General features: G+C 53.3%; 17 protein-coding genes. 6 read left to right on the top strand and 11 right to left on the bottom strand.

All coding sequences use genetic code 11. The features are described 5' to 3' along the window. Positions 1-177: 177 nt before the first annotated feature. The 4 genes from ACKGJP_RS08665 (at position 178) to ACKGJP_RS08650 (ending at position 3,533) form a co-directional block, all read left to right on the top strand. Positions 178-753: a sigma-70 family RNA polymerase sigma factor gene (locus ACKGJP_RS08665; protein ID WP_409345262.1), complete on the top strand. Its 576-nt coding sequence runs from the start codon at positions 178-180 to the stop codon at positions 751-753. Then, positions 743-1,489 (top strand): DUF3600 domain-containing protein, encoded by a 747-nt coding sequence (locus ACKGJP_RS08660; protein WP_409345261.1) that lies wholly within the window; start codon positions 743-745, stop codon positions 1,487-1,489. The genes ACKGJP_RS08665 and ACKGJP_RS08660 overlap by 11 nt, the downstream gene beginning before the upstream one ends. 178 nt (positions 1,490-1,667) lie before the next feature. Continuing rightward, positions 1,668-2,468: a peptidylprolyl isomerase gene (locus ACKGJP_RS08655; RefSeq protein WP_409345260.1), complete on the top strand. Its 801-nt coding sequence runs from the start codon at positions 1,668-1,670 to the stop codon at positions 2,466-2,468. 147 nt (positions 2,469-2,615) lie between these two features. Next, the gene (locus ACKGJP_RS08650; RefSeq protein WP_409345259.1) at positions 2,616-3,533 is read left to right on the top strand and encodes an exopolyphosphatase; all 918 of its coding nucleotides are present in this window, start codon (positions 2,616-2,618) and stop codon (positions 3,531-3,533) included. Between the two features lie 281 nt (positions 3,534-3,814). Here the strand turns inward: ACKGJP_RS08650 and ytvI are convergent, their stop codons facing one another. The 8 genes from ytvI to ACKGJP_RS08610 form a co-directional block, all read right to left on the bottom strand. Next, positions 3,815-4,864 (bottom strand): sporulation integral membrane protein YtvI, encoded by a 1,050-nt coding sequence (gene ytvI / locus ACKGJP_RS08645; protein WP_409345258.1) that lies wholly within the window; start codon positions 4,862-4,864, stop codon positions 3,815-3,817. 59 nt (positions 4,865-4,923) lie between these two features. After that, complete coding sequence (locus ACKGJP_RS08640) at positions 4,924-6,252, bottom strand: hemolysin family protein (RefSeq protein ID WP_409345257.1); 1,329 nt, start codon at positions 6,250-6,252, stop codon at positions 4,924-4,926. 34 nt (positions 6,253-6,286) lie between these two features. After that, a complete protein-coding gene (gene yfkAB / locus ACKGJP_RS08635) occupies positions 6,287-7,438 on the bottom strand; it encodes a radical SAM/CxCxxxxC motif protein YfkAB (protein WP_409345256.1) in 1,152 nt (383 codons plus the stop codon). A 137-nt stretch (positions 7,439-7,575) separates the two neighbouring features. After that, on the bottom strand, positions 7,576-9,777 hold the full coding sequence (locus tag ACKGJP_RS08630) for an MMPL family transporter (RefSeq protein WP_409345255.1): 2,202 nt from the start codon (positions 9,775-9,777) through the stop codon (positions 7,576-7,578). Between the two features lie 222 nt (positions 9,778-9,999). Beyond that, positions 10,000-11,103, bottom strand: coding sequence for an HD-GYP domain-containing protein (locus ACKGJP_RS08625; protein ID WP_409345254.1), 1,104 nt, complete (start codon positions 11,101-11,103; stop codon positions 10,000-10,002). A 215-nt stretch (positions 11,104-11,318) separates the two neighbouring features. Beyond that, the gene (locus ACKGJP_RS08620; RefSeq protein WP_409345253.1) at positions 11,319-12,128 is read right to left on the bottom strand and encodes an undecaprenyl-diphosphate phosphatase; all 810 of its coding nucleotides are present in this window, start codon (positions 12,126-12,128) and stop codon (positions 11,319-11,321) included. Between the two features lie 153 nt (positions 12,129-12,281). Continuing rightward, positions 12,282-13,718, bottom strand: a complete 1,437-nt coding sequence (locus tag ACKGJP_RS08615; RefSeq protein WP_409345252.1) for a bifunctional metallophosphatase/5'-nucleotidase — start codon at positions 13,716-13,718, stop codon at positions 12,282-12,284. Positions 13,719-13,761: 43 nt separating this feature from the next. Beyond that, positions 13,762-14,154, bottom strand: coding sequence for a molybdopterin-dependent oxidoreductase (locus ACKGJP_RS08610; protein WP_409345251.1), 393 nt, complete (start codon positions 14,152-14,154; stop codon positions 13,762-13,764). 415 nt (positions 14,155-14,569) lie between these two features. Between ACKGJP_RS08610 and ACKGJP_RS08605 the strand changes: the two genes are divergently transcribed. Together ACKGJP_RS08605 and ACKGJP_RS08600 are read left to right on the top strand one after the other, a co-directional pair. Beyond that, a complete protein-coding gene (locus ACKGJP_RS08605) occupies positions 14,570-15,403 on the top strand; it encodes a molybdenum cofactor biosynthesis protein (RefSeq protein WP_409345250.1) in 834 nt (277 codons plus the stop codon). Next, positions 15,400-16,503 (top strand): ThiF family adenylyltransferase, encoded by a 1,104-nt coding sequence (locus tag ACKGJP_RS08600; RefSeq protein ID WP_409345249.1) that lies wholly within the window; start codon positions 15,400-15,402, stop codon positions 16,501-16,503. Before ACKGJP_RS08605 ends, ACKGJP_RS08600 begins: the two co-directional genes overlap by 4 nt. A 120-nt stretch (positions 16,504-16,623) precedes the next feature. On the opposite strand, the gene ACKGJP_RS08595 is transcribed toward ACKGJP_RS08600, so the two are convergent. The 3 genes from ACKGJP_RS08595 to ACKGJP_RS08585 form a co-directional block, all read right to left on the bottom strand. Next, the gene (locus ACKGJP_RS08595) at positions 16,624-17,412 is read right to left on the bottom strand and encodes an alpha/beta hydrolase (protein WP_409345248.1); all 789 of its coding nucleotides are present in this window, start codon (positions 17,410-17,412) and stop codon (positions 16,624-16,626) included. 403 nt (positions 17,413-17,815) lie between these two features. Then, positions 17,816-17,953, bottom strand: coding sequence for a hypothetical protein (locus ACKGJP_RS08590; RefSeq protein WP_409345247.1), 138 nt, complete (start codon positions 17,951-17,953; stop codon positions 17,816-17,818). A 439-nt stretch (positions 17,954-18,392) separates the two neighbouring features. After that, positions 18,393-19,529 carry a HupE/UreJ family protein gene (locus tag ACKGJP_RS08585; protein ID WP_409345246.1) on the bottom strand — a complete coding sequence of 379 codons (1,137 nt, stop codon included), beginning with the start codon at positions 19,527-19,529 and terminating at the stop codon, positions 18,393-18,395. Between the last annotated feature and the right edge of the window lie 98 nt (positions 19,530-19,627).

The raw sequence follows: 19,627 nt of genomic DNA, 5'->3' as shown, positions 1-19,627 counted from the left end.
ACCACCATACCTTCCAAGGATTGTCTGATTCAATGGAGAAATTAACTAAATGTAAAAAACTCCTGCTTGCCTTTGCGCGAATCCGCAAAAAGGTTGCATGTTTTATTTCTTTTTTAGCGAACCTTTTCGTCCGATCAAGCGAATATAGGGTGATTTCTTTGTAGGGAGGGCCCCCCATTGACTCAGGAGGATGTATCAGAACTGATTAAGCGAATGGCTGACGGCGATCCGGACGCCTTTGAAGCCGTTTACAGGATGACGTGCGAAGATATATACAGAACCGTACTGTTTCTAGTTAACGACCGGTACGATGCCGTAGACATCGTTAGCGACATCTACATGAACGTATGGAAGACGATCGGCAGCTACGATACGTCCAAGCCGTTCCGGTATTGGCTCCACGGATTGGCGCTTCGCCGCGTAGGCCACTACCGCCGCGGCCGCTGGCGAACCTTCCGTCTATTCGAGAAGCAAAAAGCCTATATGCCGATCGCGACGGGTATGAACGACGACCAGTTGCTGCGCCGGGAAGGACGCGACGAGCTCCTTGCGCATGTATTCCGGTTATCGTACAAGCTTCGCGCCGTTATCATTTTACGGTTTTTTCACGAGTACTCGCTCGAGGAAATCGCCGCTCTCCTGCAGATCCCGATCGGCACCGTAAAATCAAGACAACATCTCGCCTTACGACAACTACGTAACGTTATGGATCCCTTACACGAAAGAAAGGCGGAAAACCCTTATGTCTATTGAACGCCAGCTGCAGCAAAGCCTAAAAGCTCACGCCGGCTCCATCCCGTTCGACAACGAAATCGATCGGCTCGTGCTTGGGAATGTGCGCCAGGTCCGCCAAATAAGACGCTCTTCCTTTACACGCCTACGCAAACGCCTGCTTCTCACAGGTCTCGCCGTTGTCCTTGCATTGCCGGTTACCGCCTTTGCGTTCCCTGACCTTGCCGACAGGATCTACGGATCCTACGAGAAGATCGTGAACAAAGGGGTGAACATCACGAAGGCGCAGTATGCCAAGCTTAACTTGAAGTTCAGCGGCATTCAAAAAGAACTTGGTGACGATTATCCCTTATTCGAAGCTATAAACAAAAAGCTGACCGCTTTGAGCCTTCAATACGCCGATGCAAACGGTATGGTAGACTATTCAGCGCTTTCAAAGGAAGACTATGAGAAGTTTGTCCAGCTATTTTCCGAGCAAGAGCCATATTTTGACCGCCTTAATCGCAGCCCCTCCAAAAAGGAGTACCTGACGCCGGAAGAATACCGCCAATACATCGAAGCGCATATGCTGTGGCAGACCGTTATGGCCAAAAGCAAAACCGACACGCGCAATGGCCCTCCCGATGTGCAGAAGCTGTCCGAAGAACTGCAGACGGATCTGAATCGAGCAAGAGAAACGATGCGCGAAATGACCAAAAGAACCTATGATCGGGCACCCCGATCGGAACCGCTAACCAGCCACTCCTCGAAAAAGTAACCTACGCTAACGTCGAGCCCCTATTAGGGTTTCGGCGTTTTTGCTTCGCAGCCCGTCAGGCCCCCTCCTTACATTGGTCCCTATTTGCTGGCTCCGGCATATGTTCAACTCGAATTCTGTCGTTTATAATGCAATAGAATGGCATTTTACGCCAAATCAGTCCTTACGGGAGGAAACCATGAAACAAAAGATCAAGTATTTAGCCATAGGCGTCATAGTCGGAGCCTTGCTGTCCACTTCCATCGCCGTCTATGGAGCCGCCGGTAACCAGATCGAAGTCTATTTTAAGGAGCTTCGCTTCATGTTTGACGGGACGGAGAAAAAAATAACCGAAGGCACGTCTTTCATTTACGAAGGGACAACCTATGTGCCGATTCGCTTCATGAGCGAGTCCATCGGCAAGTTCGTGCAATATGACGACAAGCATCAAACGATATGGGTCGGCAACCGCTATAACAAAGCCCCGCAAATGAGCATCGACCAGAAAAAGACGTACCGCGCGGTTATAGAAACCACTAAAGGCGCGATAACGATCGAGTTGTTCGCAAATAAGGCCCCGGTAACGGTCAACAACTTCGTTTTCTTGGCGGGTGAAGGCTTCTACGACAACGTGACCTTTCACCGGATTTTGCAAAACTTCGTTATTCAAACGGGAGATCCGACGGGAACCGGAAGCGGCGGACCGGGATATCAATTTGCAGACGAGCTGAAAAACGGTTTCAAATACGAGCCGGGTATCGTCGCGATGGCCAATGCAGGGCCGAATACGAACGGCAGCCAGTTCTTCATCTGCACGGGTGCGGAAAGCGACTTTTTGAACGGCGTGCCGAACTACACGATATTCGGAAAAGTCGTGGAAGGCATGGATGTCGTCCAGGCCATCGCCTCCTCTTCGGTTAAAGCAAACGAGCAAACAGGCGAGAAGAGCAGTCCGACCGAGGAAATCAAAATGAAGCAAGTAACGATCCAGGTGCAATGACGGCGGAAGGACAAGAATGGATTCCGTTTTTCACCACGCAAGCGGATAAGCAGGAAGGAATTTCCCCCTTTTTGTCGAATGTTACCGTGAGACTTTAGTACTACATAAGAAACGGAAATCGGAATCCATTCGCAGGGGGAATTAGCAGTGAGACTCATTACACGTTCGGACTTTGACGGGCTCGTATGCGCTATGCTGTTCAAAAAGCTGAACATGATCGACGATATGAAATTCGTCCATCCCAAAGACATGCAGGACGGAATCATTGCCGTGACGGAGAACGATATTTTGGCCAACGTTCCCTATGTGCCCGGATGCGGGCTTTGGTTCGACCATCATTCCAGCGAGCTGACGCGGCTTGGCGAGAAAGTCTCCTTTACGGGAGAAACGCGTATCGCGCCTAGCGCCGCACGCGTCGTATACGACTATTACGGCGGACGCGACAAATTCGGCAGCGAGCTTGACGACATCATGGCCGGCGTCGATAAGGCCGATTCCGCACAGTTTTCGCGGGAGGACATTTTGGAGCCGACAGGCTGGGATCTGCTGTCGTTCATAATGGATGCGAGAACGGGACTTGGCCGCTACCGCGACTACCGGATCAGCAATTATCAGCTGATGGAAGCGCTGGTCGACTATTGCGCCAAGATGACGGTGGACGAAATTATGCAGCTGCCTGACGTCCAGGAACGGGTACGCCGCTACTTCGAGCTCGACGGGCAATACCGCGGCATGCTGAGTCAGTATACGCGGACGGACGGCAATGTCGTCATTACCGATCTGCGCGGCGTGGAGACGATCTATCCGGGGAACCGGTTCATGATTTATGCGCTTCATCCGGAGCAGAACGTTTCGATTTGGATCGTCGACGGCAAAGATAAGCAAAACTGCGTTTTCGCTTGCGGCCACAGCATCCTCAACCGCGGCTCGCAAACGGACATCGGCGCGCTTATGCTTAAGCACGGCGGCGGCGGCCACCAAGCGGCCGGCACCTGCCAAGTGGCATACGACAGCGCGGAAACAGTTCTCGCCGACCTGATCGACACGATGAAAAGGAACGGCTAACCGGCCATTTCCGGGGAAATAATGGTACTTAAAAGCTAAAAAAGCGGTCCATCATGCTGAACGGCATGGCGGATCGCTTTTTTCGTTATAGGCATATATCAGCGGTAAGGACGTTTTTTGCATCCCGACAAAGCAACTGGGGGAATCATTTTTCAGTGAGACCGGAAACGCCAACTCGCTCCTATCCTGCGCTCTTGCGCATCCATTCGTCAGCCCGCATCGAACAGAGGCTTCCCCCTCCTCGTCCCGGCCGGCTTCAACATGTCCAACTCCAGCCGTCGCTAATCCTCGAGCTTGATTTTGATGCTCAGCAAACCTACCTTCCGCATCGCTTCATACACGATGACGACGATCGGCCCAAGGAACAGTCCGACGACGCCGACGATTTGATAGCCTACGTACAAGCTGACGAGCGCCGATAGCGCGCTTATTCCGACCGCATTGCCGAGCACCTTCGGTTCGACCACCCTGCGTATGACCAGAATGACGAGAAACATGACGATCAGACCGGTACCGAGATAAGAGTTTCCTACGATATAATTGTAAACCGCCCAAGGGATGAGAACGGATCCGACGCCGAGCACGGGAAGAATGTCAACCGCCACGACCAGCAGCGACAGAGCGAGGGGGAAAGATACGCCGAGCAGTGCGAAGCCTGCAAACACCAGTACATAGGTCAACGCGCTCATGATCACCTGCGAGAAAATGAAGCCGAAAATCGCCTGCCGCAGATTGACGAGCACCTTTTCGACCTTCTCTACGGATTGCTCGTGAAAGAGCGATAGGAACGAAGCTTTAAGCCGGTTTAAATTCATCGAAAACAAATAAATGGATACGAAGAATACGGTAAAGAAAATGAACATATTCGGAATCATGACCGCTATATTGAAGAAATAGCCGGATATCGATCGTACGATGCCGTTAAGCGTATCCGTCAGCGTCTTGAGCATCGTCTCCAGCCACGTTTGCGCTTGCTCCGCAAGCTCCGGCGGCAGCGAATTGTAGAACAGCTGCGTTCGTTCCATCGTTTGCTGGACGTAATTGTTGGCTTCGTTAAAATAAGCGGGAGCGTTCTTCATAAAATCGATCGTTTCGGATATGACCTTTACCCCGAGCCAGTACGAAAGGCCAAGCAGCAGAAGCGTAAACAGCGAGCAAACGAGGGTGGAAGCCGCAAGCCGGTTCATTCGCCCTTTTCGCATGAGCAGCTTAATAGCCGGCTCCAGGAAGATGGCAATCACGATCGCCAGCAAAAAAGGCGCGCCTACGGTAAACAGAGCATACAGAAAAGCCATGCTGAGCACCATGATGAGGACGGTTTTGAGCGACATGCAAGCTTCCTCCCTTATGCCGGTTATGCTTGCTGCAAATCAATATGAAGTTGCCCGAACTAGCTGTTCGCCTGCTTATCGGCCTTGTAAATATGGATGCGCACGATCCTCAGCCTCTCCGCTTCGGCTACCTCGAACACAAACCCTCCGGAGTCGATTTTCTTCCCTTTGACTGGCGCTCCCTCCAGCTTCTTGAACAACCAGCCGCCGATCGAATCGACCTCATCGTCTTCAATCGACATATCGAGCATATCGTTCAGCTCTTCGATCAGAACGCGTCCGTCCACGGAAGTCGTGCTGCCTTTGACCTCGACCATCGGCCGTTCGTTGTCGAATTCGTCCTGGATTTCCCCGACGATCTCTTCCAAAATATCTTCCGCCGTTAGCAAGCCGGCCGTCCCGCCGTATTCGTCGATTACGATGACCAGCTGGGAGCGTTTGCGCTGCATGAGCTTCAGCACCCGGCTAATCTCCATCGATTCCGGAACCGTGAGAATGGGGCGCAGAAAATGGGCGAGCTCGTGCTCGTCGTCGGGATCCGCCGTCAACAGATCGGTTATATGTACGAAGCCGATAATCTGGTCTTTGTCCCGCTCCGCCACCGGATACCGCGTATGCTTCGTTGCATACACCAGCTTCATATTGTCGGCGAAGGACAAGTTGGCGTACAAGCATTCCATGTCGGTGCGGGGCAGCATGATTTCCCGGGCGAGCCGGTCGGAAAATTCGAAAATATTATCGAACAGCGCCATTTCATCCTTGTCGATAATCCCGCTGCGTGCGCTTTGGTTCATCAGGATGCGGATTTCTTCCTCCGTATGGGCAGCTTCGTGCTCGCTCGCCGGCTGGATGCCGATCAAGCGGAGCAGACGGTTCGCCGTGCCGTTCAATACCCAAATGGCGGGCTTGAACACCTTATAGAAATAAAGCAGCGGCTGCGACAGCCATAGCGAGGTCGAATCCGGTTTTTGAATCGCCAGCGATTTGGGCGCCAGCTCGCCTAGCACGATGTGCATGAACGTGATGATCGAGAACGCGATCAAGAAGGAAACGGGCTCGCTGAAGGCGGCATGCTCCCAGCCGAAGCTCGCAAACACCGGTTCCACGATCAGCTTGGAAATCGCCGGTTCCCCGACCCAGCCAAGACCAAGCGAAGCAAGCGTAATGCCGAGCTGGGTAGCCGATAAGTAAGCATCCAGCTGGCGCGTCACCTTGAGCGCATACTTGGCGCGGGCATTTCCGTCATTTTGCATCTCCTGCAGCCGGGTTTGCCTTACTTTTACAAGGGCAAATTCCGCCGCTACGAAAAAACCGTTACAGAACACAAGCACAACAACGAGCAGTACATTCCATATGATGGCAGCGATGTCAAAATGGGGCGCGTTCAATGGGTACTCTCCTTTACAGAAGCGCTAATGGATTCTACAACAGCGCTTTGCGTTGTTTGAAATCGACATCCTTGTAATAGGAATGGGCGACGAGCAGGTTCGGTCCGCAGCAATCGGCAGCCGGGCAATAGCAGTTGACGGTATCGTTCAGCGGATGATCCAGCCACCGGACGAATACGCCGTCGAGCCGGTCGCGGTGAATCGAACCCAGGGCCGCCAAGTCGGCAAAATCGGTTACGTACACATCGCCGCTAAACAGGTTGACGTTCAGCCGGTTGCGTCCGTCCGGGTCGTTGCGTACCGTCACATTCGGCTCGCGGCGCAGCCTTGCGATCAGCTCGCGGTCTTCCGCCGCCGGACTGCAGCTGAAAAACGGCAGGGTGCCGAACAGCATCCACATGTCTTGATTTCGTCCGTCGAGCAGCCGATGAATGGAAGCGCGCAGCTCCTCCAGCGTAACCATCGGCAAATGTGACGCGAAGGCGCTCGGGTACATCGGGTGCACTTCGTGCCGCTTACAGCCCATCTCCTCGATCAGCTTATGAATGCCGACGATTTTCTCATGCGTGCGCGTGTTGATCATCGATTCGGCGGAGACGAACATGCCTGCTTTGCTTAAGGCCAGCGCGTTGTCCATCATCCGTTCGTACAGCCGCGCGGCGGAGTCGCGTCCGACCGGACGGCCGGAATTGGCAAAGCCGACCTGATGGAAATCGTCGGCAGTCAAATAATTAAACGATATATGCATGACGTCCAAATAAGGCAGAAGCAGCTCGTATCTGGCCAAATCCAGCGTAATATTGGAATTGATCTGCGAACGGACGCCGCGCTCCCGCGCATATTTCAGCAGCGGAACGATGTACTCCTTCACCGTTTTTTCCTGGTAGGAAGGCTCGCCGCCGGTAATGCTGATCGTTTCGAGATGTTCGACCTCGTCAAGACGCTTCAGCATAAGGCTAAGCGGAAGCTTCGGTCCCTCCGTCATCACAAGGGCGTCGCCGACCGCACAGTGCTCGCACCGCATATTGCACAGATTCGTAACCGTCATTTCCACGCTGGTCAGCACGTGACGGCCGTATTTACGGAGCGAAAGCAGCGGATCCCAAGGATCGTATGCCGGATTTAATGGTATTAACGTATCCAAAGATTGCATCGCTATGCGATTCGTTGATTCATTCCTCATCATTGCTCACACCTGACTGTCTGATTTCCCCGACCTGGCGCGTTCGAGTCCGGATCGGGCCCCCACCGGGCGGAGAAGCTCGCCGCTGCATGGGGATACGTTTTATTGTAACGTATGTCCGGCCAAAAGAAAACGCACGGCTACCGTTTGAGCCAGGAAGGCGCCCACCAGTTCGCTTTGCCGAGCAGCTTCATAAGCGCCGGTACGACCAATATGCGGATGATCGTCGCATCGATCAGCACCGCGAACGATAATCCGAGTCCAAGCGCTTTAATGATTTCGATATCCGTAAAAATAAAGGCGCCGACGACGACAACCAGAATAAAAGCCGCGCTCGTGATGAGACTTCCCGTCAGCTTAAGCCCGGTGGCCGTACTGTGCTCGTTGTCGCCCGTCTCCTCGTATTCCTCAATGATCCGCGAGATCAGGAACACTTCATAATCCATAGATATGCCGAATACCACGCAAAAAATAATAACAGGCAGCGTATTCGTTACGTAGCCGGTTGACGTAATTTGTAGAATATCGGCCATAAAGCCGTGCTGGAACACGGTAACCACAATGCCCAAGCTCGCCCCTAGGCTCAGCACGTTCATCAGTACCGCTTTGAGCGGCAGCAGGACGGAACGGAACGCTGCAAGAAGCACAAAGTAAGTGACGATCATGACGAAGCCGACCACATAGGGCAAACCTTCCACGATCTTGTCCAAAATGTCTACCCTGTAGCCCGTTTCCCCTGTCTCCAGCGTATGCAGCGATCCTACGTCCAGCTTGCGGATGTCGCGCAGAAGCTTCTCCGTTTCCTCCGTACGCGGTCCCCATTCCGGAACGACGGCTATGACGGCGTATCGGTCCTTAGCCAGCCTCTGCTCTTCCAGCTGCCTGCGGACCCCATCCTGCTTGACTAACTCCGCCGTCTGGCTTGCGGAGAGATTGCCAAGAACGCTCTGAAAGCTTCTCACTTCCTTGACGCCGGGGAGCTGCTTCAGCTTCGCCGTATAAGCGTCAATCTCGGCAATCGAATCTTCTTCCCATATCTCGCCCTCCGTTTGAATTGCGATTTGAATCGGGCTCAGCTCCCGGGAATCGTATGCTTTATCGATAAGATCCGAGCCGTAGCGCGACTCGTAGCTTGGCGGGAGCACATCGGCTCCAGGAACGCCGAGCTTCATGCTTCCGATCGGCAGCATCAGCCACACAAGCGCAGCGCTTGTGATAAGCACAAGCACCGCCGGTCGTTTCATGACCGCATAAGCGATTTTTTCCCACATCCGGGAACCGCCGGTTTTCGCGAAACGGGCCGGTACGACCCGCCACTTGTTGATCGAATGCCCGAATAAGCCGAGCAGCGCCAGTAGCAGCGTATTGCCTACCGCAACCGATACCGTCACCACGATGACACCGCCAAGACAGAGCGACCGGAATAAGGACAAGTCGATGAACAGCATACCGAACAAACCGATCAGAACCGCGAGACCGGAGAAAAAGATGGACTGACCGGCCGTTTGCGAAGTCATCGCTACAGCCTCGCCTACATCGCCCCGTTTCTTCAATTCTTCGCGAAAACGGCTTACCAGAAACAGCGCATAATCGATGCCTACGGCTAGACCGAGCATCGTTACCATATTGGGCAAGAAATTGGAAAGCGAAACTTCCTTTGCGATGAAATAGGTAATCCCGAGCGTAACCGTTACGCTGGTTACCCCTACGATCAGCGGCAGCATCGCGCCGACGACCGTCCCGAAAATAATGAGCAGTACGATCAGCGCGATCGGCAATCCGATAATCTCCGACTTGGCGATATCGTTCTTGCTTGCCTGCTGCATGTCGTACATAATCGCCGTGCCGCCTGTCACATATACCTTCATGCCCTCTGGAGCGCTAATCAGCCCCTTTACCTCCGGATAACGGGCCAGCGCTTCATCCGTCGTCAAATGAAACGTAACGCCGACCGCAAGCACGTGCTCGCCGCCCTCCGCCTCTTTGCGCGGCGCAGCGATAGGCTGCACGTCTGCGACGAAAGGCAGCTTCCGCAGCTCCTCCAGAGAAGCCATAATCCGCTGCTGCTCTCCGGGATCGGTCAGCTTGGCTTGTTCGCCGACATACACCAGAGACAAATTTGTGGCGGGAAAGCCTAATTTTTCTTGAAGCTGGACCATCCCTTTATCCGAATGGCTGCCTTTCGGCGTAAAGCCGTTGTCCGTAAACAGCTCCGGAGCCTTCTGCGCAAACATGACAAGTCCAACAAACAGGACTACCCATAACGCAACGACAAGCTTGCGGAAACGGTATATTCCTTTCCCCCAGTGCCAAAACAAGCCGATATCCGCCTTTTGTCTCACGTTTGCTACCACCGCTTCCGTCTTTCTTTTATATCCTTATTGTCCCATTTTTCCAGCGGCACCGCAAATGTCGGACCGACGCAAGGATAAACGGCTACGCCGTCCTTTTAGGGACAAGCGCGTCTACCGAGATTTAGAGCGACTTCCACGATATACTTTCAGATAAATCAAAAAAAGCCAGCCCCTTACGGCTGACCCGGTTGAAGATGCAGGCAATTCGGATTATTGCTCGAACTGAACTTTGGCGTCGAATACGGAGGTAACGACCAGATTCAGCTTCTTGGACAGATCAATTTCATAAGGAACCGTCAAGTCTTCTCCCGCTTCGTTATGAAGAATCCGGACGATCGGGCGCTGCGGGGAATTTGCGTTCAGATCGACGACGACGCCGCTCTCTCCCGTATTTAAGGTGACCGTAACGCCAATCGGATAGATCGCAATTTTATCGCGGAACGTCTCCACCTTGTCATGATCGTACAGCGTATCCGAGCCGGTAAACAGCGTTTCCAGCGCTTGATGGGGCAGCATCGCCCTGCGGTAAACGCGGCTGGTCGTCATCGCGTCGTAGGAGTCGGCAATCCCGATCCAACGCGCGTATTCATGAATGTCCCTCCCTTTCAATCCGCGGGGATACCCGCTTCCGTTCACCCGTTCATGATGCTGATAGGCGCAATGCGCGGCCTGCAGCGGTATGTTCGGTTCTTCCTTCAGCAGCTTGAAGCCGATCCCCGTATGCTGCTTCATGGAATCGAATTCTTGTTCGGTCAGCTTGCCCGGCTTTTGCAGAATGTCCAGAGGAACGTGGACTTTTCCTACGTCATGAAGGATGGCCCCCAGACTGAGCACGGTCAATTCGTCGCGCGAGTAGCCGTGGAACATGCCCAGCATCGTCGAATAGATGCAAACGTTCAAAGAATGCTGATATAAATAATGATCGCGCAGCTGCATATTGGTCAGCATAATCATTGCCGCTTTGCTTGCGCTTAAATCGTCGACCAGCAAGTTGATCAGCTTGCCGAATTCTTTGCCGAGGAACGAATGAAACGTGGAGCGTCTCGTCGACTCTTCCAACACTTTGCGAAAATTGCCGCGAATCGTTTGCATCGCCTTCAGCCGCGTTTCGTCGCTGAGCAGCTCGCTAATCTCCACATCATCTGTCCGAGGATCGTCTATGTATAGAAAGTCGATGCCATAGCGCATTAATCGTTCGAGCAGCGATTGTGTTAATTCGACATGGCAGCCGAGCAGCACGATGCCTTCTTCGTTATAGATGGATTTGCCGAGTCGCATGCCCGGCTGACACATCCCGATCGGTAACAAACGCATAACATGCCCCGCAATCTGTAAGTAGAAGTAAAGTCATACCACTTTAAATGTAAAGGATAATAGATAAAAGAGCAACACTCTTCCCTTTCACATTCCGACAATTTCCAACAAAAAACTCCGAGACCCGACAATGCTTTGTGCTTGCACACAAATTGCCGGCCGGAGCCTTAGGCGGAACGCGCAGCTTCCAAACTCAGCCGCCGTTCCATTATGTTTTACATGCCCATCCAAATGAAAATCAGCATAATAGCCGCAAGAGCGAAACGGTAATACGAAAAATAAGTTAGCTTCAGCTTCCCGACAAGCTTGATGAATGTGGAGACGGCAAGCAAGGCGACGATAAACGAAACGACAAACCCGACTATGAAGAAAAGAAGGTCGTCGGAGGTGAGCAATTTATAGTTTTTGAGCATGTCGATTCCGCTGGCCCCGACCATGATCGGTATCGCCATAATAAAGGTGAAATCGGCTGCAGCTGCCCGGCTTGTCCCCGCAAGCATACCTGCGGCGATGGTCGAGCCCGAACGCGAAAACCCGGGCCATAGCGACAAGAGCTGTGCAACGCCGATAAAGAAGCTCTGCTTGTACGTAATGGCATCCATATCCTCGGCTTCCACCTTAGGCTGGATTTTTTCGGCTACCATCATGAAAATCCCGCCGACGACGAGACCGATTAGTACGGTTTCCGGCATAAAGAGCATTTTCACATAATCATGCAGAACGAATCCTAACAATCCGGCAGGTAAAATACCAAGGAAAATATGAAGCAAATTCATTTTCGGGCCCGGCTTCGCTTTCGTTGCGGCATCTTGAATGCCGAACAAACGCAGCAGACGACGCCAGTACAGCACGACGACGGATAAGATCGCTCCAAGCTGGATGACGACCTCGAACGTATCCGCCTTCTCCCCGGTGAAGCCGATCAAATGTCCCGTCAAAATCATATGCCCCGTTGACGAAACGGGTAAAAATTCAGTCAGTCCTTCTACGATTCCGATAATAATCGATTTCCATATCTCTAGCATGAATGTCCTCCCGACTACTTATTCCCCAAATTCAATCCCCGCAAAGTGAAGCGAAGCTTTTATGCAGCTTATTCCGACGGTCAAGCTTCTACCATCTTATGCGGACCGGCCTTTTTCATTCTAACCTGCAAAGCGCAAGCAGACAAGAAGCAACTATAGCGGCCGCCATCGCGGCTCGCGACAGCCGATCAGCGCCTCCTTGTCACGGAGCTGCTCTTCCAGCACATCCCGGATAAACTCGGGCAAGCAATAGCTGACGTCCTGCCCTTCGCTCAAAGACAAATACCCCACCCGGAACGTAAACATATCCAGCGTACCGACGGTGTAAACCCGTTGTTCTTCGAGAGGCTCGCCGTTCACGATTACTTCCCTGATCTTGCGGTAAGGCTCCGCATCCGGCGCATAGCTGACCGTAAGGCCGTCCAGGCAGAGCGTTCCGAGGCGTTTGCCGCGGAAGCCGAAGCCCATAAGCGCCTTATCGATAAATTCAGGCAGCAGCGACTCCTCGAGCGCCCGGACGATCTGCTCCCCTGTCAGCCGCATCCGGCAAGGATTAATCGGCGAAGGACAAATTTGAAGCAGCGTTTCTTTCGTCACATCGCCGGCGCAAAGACTTCCCAGCAGCTGGCCTGCGTTGACGAGGCCGATTTCGCTTTCCGTCCAGCGTCTGACGCCAATCGCTAGCAAATTGCCGAGGCCCGATTCCCGTTCCCATTCAATCGGCAGCGGCTGCTCAAGAGTCGCTATGACGCGGCTAAGCGCCTTTTCGCCTTGGGTACGGTGCTCGCTTATCAACCTCGCCATTTCGGGCGCAGCCTTTTCTTCTCTGACAGGATGACAGCGTCCCGATACGCTTCGCACGTTCCTATTTGCCGTATCGTACCAAATATCGACTTCGCCGACGTATTGGCCATGCTTGCCCGCCGCGCATATATACGTATCGCCGATTCGAACAGGCTCGGGCAAGAGGTGATGCGTATGGCCCCCCAAAATGACGTCGATTCCCGGCACTTCCGCCGCAAGCCGTTGATCGTTTGCATATCCGAGGTGCGAGAGCGCAACGACGATGTCCGCTTGTCTCCCTATCAGCGCAATCGTCTCGGCTGCCGCGCGGAACGGATCGATAATGTCCCATCCGAGCAAGCTGTAAAACTCCGTAAAGCGCGCGGTTAAACCAAATATGCCGATCGTCAGCTCGCCTTTACGCAAAAGCGTGTACCTGAGCATCCATGCGGGCGGAGCCCCGGTTTCCGGCTCCAGAAGATTGCTGCATACGACGGGAAACCCGGCATGCTTGCCGTACGCTTCCGCCAACGCTTGCTTTGTGAACGTCAGCCCTTCGTTGTTTCCCGGAACGGCCGCTTCATAGCCGGTTTCGTTCATGACTGCTATATTGGCGAGTCCGTTCGTCCCTTCCGTTTCGATCCGCATCCTGTCCATATGATCGCCGACGTCGAGCGTGCACACGCAGTGTTCGTCCAATCCGGCTCTTAGCCTTTGAAGCAGGGAAACGATTTTCGGCATTTCCTCGAAATGGCTGTGGATGTCATTCGTATGGAGCAGCGTTATTTTTTGCACGTTATCGGTCATATAGACGCACCTCCGGACGCTAGGTTAAGGTAAGGGCGCTGGTTCACCTTTTTATTCGGAGATCGTCCGGATTAATTTGGTTCATGAAGCCGTATGTCGCTTCCCCGCTCGTTTGATTATCATGCAGGAGCGTTATGCGAACGACGCTTTTTACATTCAAGCATTTGCTGCTGCCGTCGGGGACGTATAACCGAAGCGGAAACCCTTTGGAGAGCGGCTCACCGTTCACCTCGTACACAAACGCCGCATGACCAAGCTCTGCCCAAGGGATCGTCGCCGCAAATTCGTCGGCAGCCTCCACCTTCAGATGGGTAGGCATTTCCTCAATCCGTTCCTTGCCCGCGTCTTTCCAAGCCTTGTACCATGCCTGAAAATCGAATGCGCGCCCTTCACTTTCCGGTACGCGATCGCCGATTTCCAAATATTCGCCGGCCATTTCTGCCAGCTGCCGTACGGTGCAACGCTCCGTTCGCTTCCCTTCCGTAATGAGAATGTCCAGAATTAGCCCTCCTCCTTGCTTTCGGCTTCTGCCTTTTGGTCCGGTCTTTGTGCCGACTCATTTATCCATTATATAATGGCGGGGCCTTTTCTCGCAAAAAAACACGCCGACCGTTAGGATATATTTCCAATTCCAGAAGACGCCTTCTCATTATAGAGGCCGTTCCCTCCCAAACTCCCCGGTTCTTCAATTTATGCTGTTCAACGTCCAAAAAGGAATGCTAAGATGAACAAAGCAGACCGAATCGGCGTACGGATAGACAGACCGCATGCGGGGTCCGCTTATTGTATTTCTCGCGCGGTTTCACTATCATGAATGAAGAAAGCTTAATAGAAAAGGAGCCTGATCAACTTTGGCGATTACCATACATTTGTTTGCCGGCCTCGCAGACGCGATCGGCGCCTCGCGCATTGTGCTTAACCTTGAGCCTAAGGCGGACGGAGAGCCGTTTCGGACCAGCACGGTTAAAGAAACGATTGCCCGTCTATACCCTCAAGCAGCCGATTTGTTAGCGGTCAGCTTCGTTGCGGTTAATCAAGCGTATGCGGCTGAAGATGTCATTGTTGCCGAAACGGACGAAATTGCACTCATCCCGCCGGTATCCGGAGGACAGGACTTGGCGCAGCCGAATGCCTCCCCCGAGCTTCCTCAAGCCGAGGAGCTCTACCTCTTAACGAACGACGCGATTTCCGTTGAAGACGTAACCGCCAAAGTGCTGCATCCCCATCACGGTGCTGCTATCACCTTCACGGGAACGACGCGGGAATTTACGGAAGGGCTTCGTACCGTCCGTTTGGAATATGAAGCGTATGCCCCGATGGCTCTGGCGACCATGAAGCAAATCGGCGAAGAAATTGCCTCACGTTGGCCTGGCACCCGGTGCGCGATAACGCATCGCCTCGGCCTTGTCGAGATCAAGGAAATCAGCGTCGTGATCGCCGTCTCCGCTCCCCACAGGGCGACTTGCTATGAAGCGAGCCGTTACGCGATCGAGAGACTGAAGCAGATCGTCCCTATTTGGAAGAAAGAAGTATGGGAGGACGGCTCCGAATGGAAGGGCCATCAATTAGGACCGTGGAATCCTTTAGCCGCAAACAAAGGGACGGCGAATTCCGCGCAGGAATCGCCGCAACCGGACGATCGGACAAGCGAGAATGACGAAAGGAAGGCGAACTCCGCATCATGACAACTCTTGAACCCACTGATCGCACGCCTGACGGGAGTCTGCAAGAAAAGACGGCCGCGGACGGGCGTACCGTCGATTCCCGCTACTCCAGACAAACCTTATTTTCGCCTATCGGAACCCGTGGACAACAAAAGCTCATGCAGTCCCGCGTCGCTATCGTCGGCATGGGGGCGCTGGGAACCGTGCTGGCCAATCATATGGTGCGCGCCGGCGTCGGCTATGTCCGGTTGATCGACCGCGATTTCGTCGAAATGAGCAATCTGCAGCGGCAAATGCTCTACGATGAAGAAGACGCCCGTACGTCCGCCCCTAAAGCGGCGGCAGCCGCCAAACGTCTGCGCCAGACCAACGGACTCGTCGAGATCGAGCCGCATGTCGTCGATTTGAATCCGACGAACGCGGAGACGCTGCTGGCGGACGTCGATCTCATTCTGGACGGCTCGGACAATTTCGCCGTGCGTTTTCTCGTGAACGACGTAAGCATCAAGAAGGGCATTCCCTGGATATACGGCGGAGCCGTCAGCTCTCGCGGCGTCAGCATGACGGTCCTTCCGGGCGAAACGCCGTGCCTGCGCTGCATGTTCGGTGAAGCGCCGGCCCAGGGTACCACGGAAACCTGCGACACCTCAGGGGTCATCGGACCCATTATTCACGTGGTAGCGTCTTATCAAGCGACCGAGGCGCTTAAGCTGCTCGTCGGCGATCGCGACAGTTTGAACAAACGTATGGTGCACTTTGACCTCTGGCATAATCAGCATGCGGCGGTCGACGTCTCCAAAGGACGCAAAGCGGATTGTCCGGCCTGCGGACACCACCGGTACGAATACTTGGATGCCGAGTACGAAGGGGAAACGATCCAATCCTTATGCGGCCGAAATTCCGTACAAATCCATCCCATTGTCCCGCGCAAACTCGTGCTGACCGACTGGGCGGATAAATTCAGAGCGCTTGGGGAAACCGAGCATAATCCTTTTTTGCTCAAATTTCGTCCGGACGCGGAGCATACGCTGGTCCTCTTTCCGGACGGACGCGTAATCATACAGGGAACGGACGATGCTACCGCCGCCAAGAGCCTCTACAGCCGCTATATCGGCATGTAAGACTCTGCGGATTAAAACACGAAGGGGATCCTCACGGGGATCCCCTTTCGTGTTTTGGCGTTTCCGCTGCATAGAGCGGCTTTCAGTGATTTAGTGCTTTTCGTGCTTTCGCGTTACAGCCTAGAAGCCTTCGTCGCGCAGCCACAGCTCGCAAGATTTAAGCCACAGCCGAACTTGCTCGTCATCCTCAGCCAGCCTCATGCCATGGCGCCCGTATGGGTAAACGTGGAGAGCAAACGGCACATTGTTCGCCGACAGCGCCTGCGCGAATAGCAAGCTGTTTTCAACGGGAACGGCTTCGTCATTGGCCGTGTGCCATAGAAACGTTTTCGGCGTTTGGCCGGTGACGTTGTTTTCGTTGGACAGCGCCTTCACCAGCTGCTCGTCCGGCTGCTCGCCGAGCAAATTGCGCTTTGAGCCGCTGTGACCTTTCTCGCCGAAAGTAATGACCGGATAGCAGAGCACCAGCACATCCGGTTTGCAGCTCTCGCGCTCGATCGGATCGGCTGCATCGGCATCTCCAGCGTCGTATTGCGTCCCGAGCGTAGAGACAAGGTGGCCGCCGGCGGAGAAGCCCAGCGCCCCGACACGGTTCGTGTCAACATTCCATTCCTTCGCTTTGCTGCGTATCGTACGAATCGCTCGCTGAGCATCGAGCAGCGGACACGGATGCCTGTACGGAGCCACCCGATAATCGATGACAAACGCCGAAATTCCGATCGTATTCAGCCATTGGGCGATCGGCTCTCCTTCTCCATGTGCCCTGCCGCCGTATCCGCCACCCGGAAACACGGCAATAGCCGGAGCAGGCTCCTTCGAGTCAATTAAGTATGGCGTTATGGCGGGGCAATCTTCCGTTCCGTTCCCCTGTGCGAAAGGCGCCCCTTCCGGCCAAAGCAAGCTTTTCATGATTGCCATCCCTTCCTTTTGAAGCTAGAGATCTGACCCAACTTAGCTCTCCATCCTCACGCTGTCAATTTAGCAGTAGCTATGGCACCATTCTACCAAATCGCGCTTGACATGAATACCATAAATTCCCGGCGGATTCCGGGTAAGAGTAGCAGGTTTGCCGCAGAATCCTCGATAAGTTAAAATTGTATGAAATATCCTTTTTTTATAAACTGTTATTTATGATAAGGAGATGAAAACAATAAAACTGCTCTTGATGCTATGGCCCTTTATAAACTTAGGAATACTAATTTTGATTATTGTTTTTCTATTTTACATAGTCAGAAAATATTGGTCTAAAAAATAATCCTGAAGGAAAGTGAAAACAAAACCCCCACTAGCCTTTGATGGGGGGGGGATTTCATTATACGTCTAGTTTCCGATCGATCCGACCGTCTAACACCGTATTCAGGAGGCGTGTTCCGCAGCGGTCATCGTCTTGGTCGACGATCTTCTGCATCCAATTCCAGTCGAGTTGGTCTGCATTGTATGCCTTCCCCATTAGCAGAGACTCCGTCAGCAAGTCCGGCTGCACGGCCGCCGAGTACCCGTTCTCCCGTAGTCACGAACTCGGAGCCGATTTGCAATCATGCCTCGAAACCGGCACAAAAAAATACGTGCCCGAGAGACTGAACACGCAAGCGTGAAAGTCACAACGGACACGTATTGGTACGTCACCAAGAAAATCGAAGATGACGATTTGAAGCAATCTATTTTTCGAAGCCGGAAACCCTTGTGGCGCAAGAGTTAGCCGATAGAGCCTTCCATTTCGAACTTGATCATTTTCAGCTTTCACACTGCATCATTTTATTTGTTTCTTCATTATATAGACGGATTTTAAGCAAGTCACTTTTCATAATGTTTCCCAACCTTTTCTTCATCAGGGAGCATGCCGGAAATTTGCCAGCATTCTCCCTGTTCCATTTTAATTCCGTTCCGGGTCATAAGAAAACCCGTTGTACAAACCATATCCCTCCTATCATTACGATCAGACCAGAGATGGCATAAGCCATCATGCGGTATTGCTTCCACCGCGCGGCTAGCAGCAACACCGGCAGCAGCACGGCCAGAACGGCGATCTGTCCGATCTCGACGCCCACATTGAACGAGAATAGTGCAAGTACGAACCGCTCGACCGTAGCGTCGCGCAATATTTGGGCGAAGCCCAGCCCGTGTATAAGACCAAAACCGAGCGCAAGCGTCCATCTCCATCTCAGTTGCTTCATCCAAATATTTTCCACAGCCACGTAAACGATCGACAGTGCAATCAGCGGTTCCACGACGGCTGCCGGCACGACGACGATTCGAAGCGCCGACAGTATGATCGTAACGCTGTGGCCGACGGTGAATGCGGTCAGCGTAGCTAGGTATTCTCTCTTGCGTTGAGGCAGTATGATCAGTGCGCATAGAAACAGCAAATGATCGTAGCCCGTCCAAATGTGCTGCATGCCCACCCATAGATATTCAAGTAGCGTGGCGAGCCAGCTCGGTACCTCTACGTTTGTCATATTTGGCGCCGTCCCTTCCACCTTGTCCGCAGCCAGCCGGTTATTTTTATGGAATACCGTGTCGATCGTCCCTGCTTCCGTTCGAATTTTGGCGAAATTCTGATGCTGCGGATCAAGCCCGTCGAAAAAAAGGTCATAGCTGATCGAGTAGGCATCCACTTCGGCAGGGAACTTGTAGCTGAGCTCCATTCGCACGAATTGTCGGTCTCCCCGCTGCCGGACCGAAACGTCACTAACATCGGGCTTTGCTGCGAAATCGCCGTTCTTGACCGTCAGACCCTCGCCAACCAGACGCTCGATCTCTTCCTTCTTCCAGCCGGTCTCGCCCTCTTTCCGCTGCGATGCCTTCGGATCGATGACGAACACCCTTTGCCCGGATCGGCTGTCGATCCACTGACCGACCTCCTGCGGATCCAGAAAAAGCTCATACCGGATATCGCGGTCGCGGATCGTGATGTCGGAGTAACCGATTGTCGACAGATGGGCTTCGGCCTTATCTGCTCCGAACGGCCAAAGGAGGAGGAAGGCCAACAGAACTGCAAAACCGTGGCGCCATATGGTAGTAATCATGTTCTTGCTCCTGCCCCTATCCGTAAAGAAATGAATGAAAGCCAGCCGCTTTCACAAAAATGGGAGAGCCGTCTCCGGCCCTCCCGCAGATCTGCAAA

This window comes from Paenibacillus litoralis (genome assembly GCF_046244365.1).
Taxonomy (GTDB): Bacteria; Bacillota; Bacilli; order Paenibacillales; family NBRC-103111; genus Paenibacillus_V.
The sequence above is the reverse complement of the archived record's forward strand: the minus strand, read 5'-3'. Positions and strand labels throughout refer to the sequence as shown.

Excerpts from the sequence above, each read along its gene's own strand:
- ACKGJP_RS08600 (WP_409345249.1), top strand. The coding sequence starts at position 15,400 with ATGACAACTCTTGAACCCACTGATCGCACGCCTGACGGGAGTCTGCAA.
- yfkAB (WP_409345256.1), bottom strand. The coding sequence starts at position 7,438 with ATGATGAGGAATGAATCAACGAATCGCATAGCGATGCAATCTTTGGAT.
- ACKGJP_RS08615 (WP_409345252.1), bottom strand. The coding sequence starts at position 13,718 with ATGACCGATAACGTGCAAAAAATAACGCTGCTCCATACGAATGACATC.
- ACKGJP_RS08595 (WP_409345248.1), bottom strand. The coding sequence starts at position 17,412 with ATGAAAAGCTTGCTTTGGCCGGAAGGGGCGCCTTTCGCACAGGGGAAC.
- ACKGJP_RS08590 (WP_409345247.1), bottom strand. The coding sequence starts at position 17,953 with ATGGGGAAGGCATACAATGCAGACCAACTCGACTGGAATTGGATGCAG.
- ACKGJP_RS08660 (WP_409345261.1), top strand. The coding sequence starts at position 743 with ATGTCTATTGAACGCCAGCTGCAGCAAAGCCTAAAAGCTCACGCCGGC.
- ACKGJP_RS08655 (WP_409345260.1), top strand. The coding sequence starts at position 1,668 with ATGAAACAAAAGATCAAGTATTTAGCCATAGGCGTCATAGTCGGAGCC.
- ACKGJP_RS08610 (WP_409345251.1), bottom strand. The coding sequence starts at position 14,154 with ATGGCCGGCGAATATTTGGAAATCGGCGATCGCGTACCGGAAAGTGAA.
- ACKGJP_RS08625 (WP_409345254.1), bottom strand. The coding sequence starts at position 11,103 with ATGCGTTTGTTACCGATCGGGATGTGTCAGCCGGGCATGCGACTCGGC.
- ytvI (WP_409345258.1), bottom strand. The coding sequence starts at position 4,864 with ATGTCGCTCAAAACCGTCCTCATCATGGTGCTCAGCATGGCTTTTCTG.
- ACKGJP_RS08620 (WP_409345253.1), bottom strand. The coding sequence starts at position 12,128 with ATGCTAGAGATATGGAAATCGATTATTATCGGAATCGTAGAAGGACTG.
- ACKGJP_RS08585 (WP_409345246.1), bottom strand. The coding sequence starts at position 19,529 with ATGATTACTACCATATGGCGCCACGGTTTTGCAGTTCTGTTGGCCTTC.